Raw genomic sequence first — 4282 nt, 5'->3', positions numbered from 1 at the left:
ACCAGTAATTCAAATTATTTTTAAACTTATCAAATAAAACCCAACTTAATCAATTCAACCAAGTCATTGTTTTATCAGAAGTTTTAATCTTCATCACCGCCGATGGATGTGCATTCTACAGCATTTCTGATCCAACGCAACACCTTTTTTTAAATAATTATTTTGAGCGCACATTTTTCGCTCAAATTACATTTTTTCATTCATATTTTGATCAAATTTGGTTTAATAGTAATAAATCAAGATTATTTGAACGTTTTTACTTATTATACGGCAAACATTTTGCCGCGCTAAAAGCGTCAGGACTATATATGCGCCAAACTTCTTTTTTATATGCAGGATTATTGTCACTTGTCGTAACAACACCTGTATTTGCAAATGACGAGGCTTCAGCACCTGTTGCTCAGGACTCAGAAGCTGCCAATAAATCAAAAACACAACAACTTGCGCATGCTGCGATGGTCAAGTCATCTGAAGTTGCAAAAAAATTATCTGTAAATGCCAATGCAGCACAATCAGAAGAAGATAAAGACCCTTTCCAACCGATCAACCGGAAAGTTTACGCATTTAATGATTATTTAGATGTCCATATTGCCCGCCCTGCTGCTGTGCAATATGTCGCAAAAACCCCTAAGGATATACGTGAATCGTATCGTTTATTCCGTAAAAATTTGGGCGAACCTTGGAATGCGTTTAACCAACTCATCCAAGGACGACCGACACGTGCCGCAAAAAGTCTAGGTCGCTTTACTGTTAATACACTGACAACTTTAGGCTTTGCTGACCCTGCGAGTCGCCTAGGCCTAGAAACCGAAGATGAAAATTTTGGTGCAACTTTAGGATATTACGGTATTCCTTCTGGTCCTTATATTGTTTTACCGGTGCTTGGTCCAAGCACATTGCGCCAAACCGTCGGTCTAGCAGTAGATAGTCAAGGACGTCCACAGAAATATATGCTTAATGGTCATGATGTGGCGTATTGGTCTGAGCAAACTTTACGTGGAATCGATACTCGCGCTCAATTACTGGATATTGAAGGTGTATTGCAAGGCGATAAATATGCTCAAATTCGCGACATCTATTTACAACGCCTGAATTATTCAATTTCTGAGAAAAAAGGTATCGCTGAAGAAAACCTATTTATTGATGAAGAAGATGACGACATTGATGAATCTGAAGATAATTCAACAGACGTTTCATCTGATGATTCTACCGATTTCATTGATGATAGCATTTCAGATGATACCGACACGGTATTAACTGAATAAATAAAATTTTTCAATTGGCTGGTGTGGTTTTTACCTCCAGCCATCATTAGCTTGCTATAGTACACTTATTGTCTATCGAAGGATTCATCTAATTCTTTATGTATTTCATTCAACCTACTCGTGATATTCCATATTTAGATCAGGTACTTGATGCGCTTCCTAGCGTACAAATGATTAACATTGAAGATCTAGACTTGTATGATCCAACGATCATTGCAATTGCTGATGTTGCCGACTTTTTAAATCACCAATGGACACTTCCTACTATTGTGCTCGCTTTTGAGCATGAAGGTGCTGCATTGGCTCAAGCTTGGCAACAAGGCGCTTTAGCAGGATGGGTTTGGGATCATATCCCAACTAACCTTCAGGTGGCACTTACTAAAATTGATGCACAATACAAACGCAATCAAGATAGCCGTGATCTCCCTTCTGCTGCAGATTTGCAAAAACGTTTACTGCCCAATCCGATTGAACTCCACAACTATAAAATTGAAACATTCTTCCAGCCATCTGCTTATTTATCGGGTGATTGGTACGATTACTGGAAAATCAGTGATAAAGAAATCATGTTTTATCTTGCAGATGTATCTGGTCATGGGGTGACGAGTAGTTTACTGACCTCTTGGATGGCTGCTTTCCACGGTCGTTCAAAAACCCCGAGAGAACTCATCAAAAAGCTCAATGGCATGTTGGTTCAAGAAAATATTGAAAAGCACATTACCATGATTGCGGGAATACTTAATCTCGATACGCATGTCTTGAAATGGTCTAGTGCAGGCCATTATCCGCCGGCCATTTTATTTGAACCCGGTCTTCCCGCACGAATTTTAAATACCAGTAGCTTTCCACTTGGCTTAACTGAAGACCTAGAAGTTGAAGAGTTTGAATTCACCTTAAATCGTTATTCACGCTTTGTAATTTGCTCGGATGGCGCACTTGAACCTTTTGACGGTGGATTGAATGAACAGCTAGGTCAATTGGTCTATCACTTGCAAAATCAATCATTTCAAGCACCAGACCATGTTGCTGATGATATTGCCATCCTAAGTTTACGTCGAATCAATTAATCACGAAATCAATTACTTAAACCGAATACGACTTTCTGATCATACTCGGCTACTTGAGTAAGCTGTGCCCCTATGGGATAATTTACTATCCTTCTCTGCAAATGGCATTTATATGTCAACAGGTCATGTTGAATATGCAAGCTTGAACGGAACGCATATTTTTAAGCTTATTGGCGAAGTGCGTGCCCAATCTTGTATTAGTCTAGACAAGTTATTAAACAAAATTGAACAGCAACAAAATGTCGTCGGTGCAATCGTTGATTTAACCCAAACGACATTTATCGATAGTACTGTCCTTGGCATTTTGGCTAAACTGGGTTTGAAGCTCAAACAAGTTCACCATATCCAAGCGGTAATGTTGTCTACAAACTCTGATATCACAACGCTTGCCAATAGCATGGGTTTAGGTCAGGTGTTTGTTATTTTGAATTATTGTGGTGATCCAAGTGTATGCACTCGCGCACTTATGGAAGAACACATTACCCATAGCAATATGCTGAATACGGTTTTAGATGCACACAAAACGCTGATGAAACTAAATGATAGCAACCAAAATATGTTTGAGCCTTTGGTCAAACAACTGCAAAAAGAGCAGGACAATCTAGAGCAACCCAAGCAGCAAAATGTCTAATTTAGGTTAATCACAGCAGAGCCTCTTCGCATGACTTTACTTTCCGTTGCACAAATGAATTCTCAAAATAACATTGAAGATAACTTCAAAGTGATCGAATCATTGATGCAACAAAGTCAGGCTCAAGGTGCGAGTCTCATTGTATTTCCCGAAAATTTTGTCTGTTTTGCCGCAGGTAAACAACGCGAAACCGCGGCGCAATTTGAAAGTATTCAGCAGCGACTAGAACAACTCGCACATCGTTATCAACTTTGGATTGTTGCGGGCACACTCCCATGCCCTTATCGTCCAGATGGTTCAATCATTCAAGATGGCCGTGTCCGTACTGTCAGCCTGTGTATCAGCCCTGAACGTACCGAAGCACGTTATGACAAAATTCATTTATTTGATGTGCAAGTTGGTGACGCTGTCGGTGGCTATCAAGAATCAAAATTCTTTGAACCTGGTACTGAAACCGTAGTTGCAACAACACCTTTTGGCAATATTGGCCTGATGGTGTGCTACGACTTGCGCTTTCCTGAACTGGCTTTGAAACTTCGTAGCCAAGGTGCAAACATTTTAACGGCGCCTGCAGCTTTTACTTATACCACGGGTGAAATGCACTGGCAGCTCTTACTGCAAGCCCGTGCTATGGATAGCCAATGTGCTGTACTAGGAGCCGCACAACAAGGTTGGCATGGTGAAAAACGTCAAACTTGGGGGCATGCTGGAGCAAGCAACAGCCGTGGTCAAATTTTAGCAATCACCGCAGAAGAAGGCGCTCAACTACTCACGGTTCCTTTTGACTTAGACGAACAGCAACAGATTCGCGCATCTATGCCACTGATGCAGCACCGTGTTTTGGTTCAATATTGATTTTCACTCTGTATAAAATTACAAAAAAACTGAATATTATTTAAACAAAATCCCCCACGATATGATTTTGAACCATCATCTGAGGGATTAGAAAAATGACTTTAGAAAAAGCAGTTTATACAGCCCATGCAAAAGCCACTGGTGGTCGTGATGGTCGTGCAACGACATCCGATGGTCATTTAGATGTTCAATTGGCTGTGCCGAAAATTATGGGGGGTACAGGTAATGGTACGAATCCTGAACAACTCTTCGCCGCTGGTTATTCAGCCTGTTTTTTAGGTGCAATGAAATTTGTGTCTAACCGAGATAAAATTTCGATTACCCCTGCTGCCTACGTCATAGGTATCTACACAAATCCCAAGTTTTGGGTTAAATTGAAGAGCATGCTCTTCAATTTAATATCTCCCATCTTGATACACGTCTCGTCAGACGATACAACGCCCTCGTAAAGCTTAATATGAATC

Annotated in this window: 4 protein-coding genes and 1 pseudogene; all 5 read left to right on the top strand. The window is 40.4% G+C overall.

The features are described 5' to 3' along the window. Positions 1–308: 308 nt before the first annotated feature. Positions 309–1265 carry a VacJ family lipoprotein gene (locus tag FTV03_RS17205; RefSeq protein WP_180042360.1) on the top strand — a complete coding sequence of 319 codons (957 nt, stop codon included), beginning with the start codon at positions 309–311 and terminating at the stop codon, positions 1263–1265. Positions 1266–1363: 98 nt separating this feature from the next. Further along, complete coding sequence (gene gigA, locus FTV03_RS17200; RefSeq protein ID WP_078192616.1) at positions 1364–2332, top strand: RsbU family protein phosphatase GigA; 969 nt, start codon at positions 1364–1366, stop codon at positions 2330–2332. Positions 2333–2444: 112 nt separating this feature from the next. After that, positions 2445–2963 (top strand): anti-anti-sigma factor GigB, encoded by a 519-nt coding sequence (gene gigB / locus FTV03_RS17195; protein WP_078189558.1) that lies wholly within the window; start codon positions 2445–2447, stop codon positions 2961–2963. A gap of 30 nt (positions 2964–2993) precedes the next feature. Further along, positions 2994–3818 carry a carbon-nitrogen hydrolase family protein gene (locus tag FTV03_RS17190; protein WP_078192617.1) on the top strand — a complete coding sequence of 275 codons (825 nt, stop codon included), beginning with the start codon at positions 2994–2996 and terminating at the stop codon, positions 3816–3818. 95 nt (positions 3819–3913) lie between these two features. Then, positions 3914–4162: pseudogene (locus FTV03_RS17185) on the top strand (Ohr family peroxiredoxin); the annotation flags it as partial. Between the last annotated feature and the right edge of the window lie 120 nt (positions 4163–4282).

It is taken from the genome of Acinetobacter sp. YH12218 (assembly GCF_013417925.1).
Taxonomy (GTDB): Bacteria; Pseudomonadota; Gammaproteobacteria; order Pseudomonadales; family Moraxellaceae; genus Acinetobacter; species Acinetobacter amyesii.
This window is presented reverse-complemented; position numbering and strand designations above follow the sequence as displayed.

What these genes read in the sequence shown, in the direction of transcription:
- FTV03_RS17190 (WP_078192617.1), top strand. Translation starts at nt 2,994, where the DNA reads ATGACTTTACTTTCCGTTGCACAAATGAATTCTCAAAATAACATTGAA.
- gigB (WP_078189558.1), top strand. Translation starts at nt 2,445, where the DNA reads ATGTCAACAGGTCATGTTGAATATGCAAGCTTGAACGGAACGCATATT.
- gigA (WP_078192616.1), top strand. Translation starts at nt 1,364, where the DNA reads ATGTATTTCATTCAACCTACTCGTGATATTCCATATTTAGATCAGGTA.
- FTV03_RS17205 (WP_180042360.1), top strand. Translation starts at nt 309, where the DNA reads ATGCGCCAAACTTCTTTTTTATATGCAGGATTATTGTCACTTGTCGTA.